This window comes from Acerihabitans sp. (assembly GCF_036398755.1).
In the GTDB taxonomy this organism is placed as follows: Bacteria; Pseudomonadota; Gammaproteobacteria; order Enterobacterales; family Enterobacteriaceae; genus Acerihabitans.
Genome location: NZ_DASWOM010000124.1, coordinates 1 through 2,873, shown reverse-complemented (window position 1 = coordinate 2,873; position 2,873 = coordinate 1). Strand labels below are relative to the sequence as shown.

Here is a 2,873-nt window from a genome sequence, read left to right as displayed (position 1 = left end):
GGTGCGCGCGCTCGTGCGCGATCCCTCGAAGGCCGGCTTACCGGCCGGCGTCGATGTGGTCCAGGGAGACCTGCTCGACGTCGACGCGCTGCGCGGCGCCTTCTCCGGCGTCTCGACGCTGTTCCTGCTCAACGCGGTGGTGGCCGACGAATATACCCGGGCTCTTGCGCATGAGCCCAGGCGACGCGCCCTGGCCCGGCTCGGGGGATTGCCGTCGATCGCCTGGCGGGCCGGGTGGGGAGCAGGCCAATCCGACATCGCTAATGAATGCCATTAACTGAAAAAATAAATCAAAGCCATTATAATAACGCAAACAGAGCAAATAAATACACTGCCAGAAAATTCCCTGAGTGAGTTTAAATAACCTTCGCTGTTTTCGTTTAATTTAGTAATGGCTTCTTTTTCATTTTCAGCTTCTATTTCTGTATGATGTTTCCGGAATCCACGTTGTTTCATCTCCTTAACGAATGAGGGCGTAACCGATTCTTTATCGATGACTTTTGATCCATCATTTTTTATAAAAATAACATATTTATGCATTATTGCCTCCCTAGCAACACGGATTCATTAATTTATCTGGCACGTTTTCTCGACCTTTGCCACCACGTGGTTTAAGTGCTTTCCGATCAAGGCATATATCAGCGCCTGTTTGTGAGGAAAATACTGATACATTGTCCCGATGGAAAACCCCGCCCGTTGAGCGACGCGAGTCGTTGTCAGCCGAGGAATGCCCTCCGCTAACAAAACCTGAACAGTTGCTTCGAAAATAGCCTCCATGGTGACTCTGGAGCGGCTTTGCTGCGGGTATTTACGCGGTTGAAAAGTAACAGGCGGACGATAACGCATATGCGAATTCCTAAACTAAACGATGGCTCGTATAATTAGATTACCCACTTTACAGCAATGGCTGAGGACGCGGGTAAGCATTTATCTTCCTGGGCATTCCTCTTCGCCATTTCCTTGCGAAAGGTACGGTCCGGGGTTTTATCCGGGCAATATTTGCAAAAGGTTTCCTGATGATATCGACCACAACACAATTTCTCCCCTTAACCGAACGTCACGATCTGTATCCGGCAATCGATCCAGCCGGCGTGCTGAAAAGAAGTGCGGAAGGGAAGGTTATCTTCATCAGCGGTGCGTCGCAGGGTATCGGCAAAGCGGCGGCCATCGCTTTCGCTCGCGCCGGCGCCAAGGCTGTATATATCGTTGCCCGTTCAGAAGATGCGCTGCAGATGCTGAAGAAGGATATTATGGCGAATAATCCATCGACACAATGTGAATTCATGGTGTGCGATGTCACGGATGCAAAACAGGTGGAGCGCGCGGTCCGGGATTGCGTGGCGAGGTTCGGCGGTCTTGATGTCGCTTATTCCTGCGCGGGTTATCTGGCTAAATGGCGAAAAATCGGGGAATCCGACCCCGAGGACTGGTGGAATACCTGGACGGTGAATATCAAAGGGACTTACCACCTTATCCGATTTGCGCTTCCCCACCTCATCGTTTCAGCGAAAACACAGACGGCAATCGGTCAATCAGGGGGACATCTGATCCTGGTTTCATCAATCGGCGCCCAGATGCTGACACCGCATGCCTCGGACTACCAGACGACTAAACATGCTATCAACCGTCTTTGCGAGTTTGTGAACGTGGATCATGGCGACGAGGGGGTCACCTGTTTTGCCATTCATCCCGGCGGGGTTGCAACCAGCCTTGCCAAAAACATGCCGGAGCAGCTTCATCGTTTCTTGATTGACACACCGGCGCTGTCGGCCGGGTTTGTTGTCTGGCTCTGCACGGGGCAAGCGGATTGGGCCAGAGGACGGTATCTCAGCTGTAACTGGGATGTGGATGAATTAATGGCTATGAAGGCGCAAATCCTACAGGATGAGCTATTGGTGAACCGCCTGCGCGGTGCTGAGTCAACGCGTTAATCGGCTACGGCCGTTTTGCGGAGCATCGCCGCCCTTATTCTTATTCCATTGGAGGATGCGGCGAGCAAGGCGGGTGTCGGCGATACCAGGACCGGCGATGCAATTCTTGGGCGACTTCCCAGCCGATGAAATTCATGCGCAAGAATCAGAGTTCTTGCCAATGAAGTCCCGCCTATACTGGCGCTGTGATTAACGAATTCAGGATTACCGCCATGACAACGACGACTGCTTACGACACGGACGATGCCCGCTGGGAGGCGGTCAGGGCGCGGGATGCGGCCGCCGACGGACACTTCATTTATGCCGTGCGGACCACTGGCGTGTACTGCCATCCTAGTTCCACGGCGCGGCTACCGAGGCGCGAGAATGTGGAGTTCTTCGATACGGTCGAGGCGGCTGAAGCGGCGGGTTATCGATCGAGCCGCCGCGCGCACGGCGACCAGACCAGCGCCGCGTCCGAGCGCGCCGGGCGGATAGCGCGCGCCTGCCGGCTGATAGAAACGTCGGAGACGCCGCCCCAACTCGATGTCCTGGCCGCCGAGGTCGAGTTGAGTCCGTTTCATTTTCATCGTTTGTTCAAAGCTGAAACGGGCCTGACCCCCAAGGCCTATAGCTCGGCCTACCGCGCCCGCAAGCTGCGCGAGGAGTTGAGCGCGCCAACAGCCTCAATCACGAGCGCCATCTACGACGCCGGCTTCAATTCCAATAGCCGCTTCTATGAAACATCCGATCATCTATTGGGCATGCGTGCACGTGATTACCGGGCGGGCGGCGTGGGAGCGGTCATCCGTTTCGCGGTGGGGCAATGTTCGCTGGGCGCCATTCTGGTCGCGCAGAGTCAGCGTGGTATTTGCGCCATTCTGTTGGACGATGACCCGGACGCTCTGGTGCGCGGTCTACAGGATCAGTTTCCCAAGGCGCAGCTTATTGGCTGTGACGATG

Annotated in this window: 5 protein-coding genes; 3 read left to right on the top strand and 2 right to left on the bottom strand. The window is 55.0% G+C overall.

Annotated elements, in window-relative coordinates; all coding sequences use genetic code 11:
* Positions 1-277: NAD(P)H-binding protein (locus tag VGC33_RS20630; protein ID WP_331122648.1), on the top strand; the 277-nt coding region annotated here is incomplete at its 5' end.
* On the opposite strand, the gene VGC33_RS20625 is transcribed toward VGC33_RS20630, so the two are convergent.
* Together VGC33_RS20625 and VGC33_RS20620 are read right to left on the bottom strand one after the other, a co-directional pair.
* Positions 274-540 (bottom strand): hypothetical protein, encoded by a 267-nt coding sequence (locus VGC33_RS20625; protein WP_331122647.1) that lies wholly within the window; start codon positions 538-540, stop codon positions 274-276. The two genes, VGC33_RS20630 and VGC33_RS20625, sit on opposite strands and share 4 nt — an antisense overlap.
* 27 nt (positions 541-567) lie before the next feature.
* The gene (locus VGC33_RS20620) at positions 568-846 is read right to left on the bottom strand and encodes a TetR/AcrR family transcriptional regulator (protein WP_331122646.1); all 279 of its coding nucleotides are present in this window, start codon (positions 844-846) and stop codon (positions 568-570) included.
* A 170-nt stretch (positions 847-1,016) separates the two neighbouring features.
* On the opposite strand from VGC33_RS20620, the gene VGC33_RS20615 reads away from it, so the two are divergent.
* Entirely contained in the window at positions 1,017-1,931 is a 915-nt protein-coding gene (locus tag VGC33_RS20615) for an SDR family NAD(P)-dependent oxidoreductase (RefSeq protein ID WP_331122645.1), read from the top strand.
* 212 nt (positions 1,932-2,143) lie between these two features.
* The coding region (locus VGC33_RS20610; protein ID WP_331122644.1) for a bifunctional transcriptional activator/DNA repair enzyme AdaA at positions 2,144-2,873 on the top strand (730 nt) is incomplete at its 3' end.

Bases quoted from the DNA above. Each gene is read 5' to 3' on its own strand.
- VGC33_RS20625 (WP_331122647.1), bottom strand. From the start codon at position 540: ATGCATAAATATGTTATTTTTATAAAAAATGATGGATCAAAAGTCATC.
- VGC33_RS20620 (WP_331122646.1), bottom strand. From the start codon at position 846: ATGCGTTATCGTCCGCCTGTTACTTTTCAACCGCGTAAATACCCGCAG.
- VGC33_RS20615 (WP_331122645.1), top strand. From the start codon at position 1,017: ATGATATCGACCACAACACAATTTCTCCCCTTAACCGAACGTCACGAT.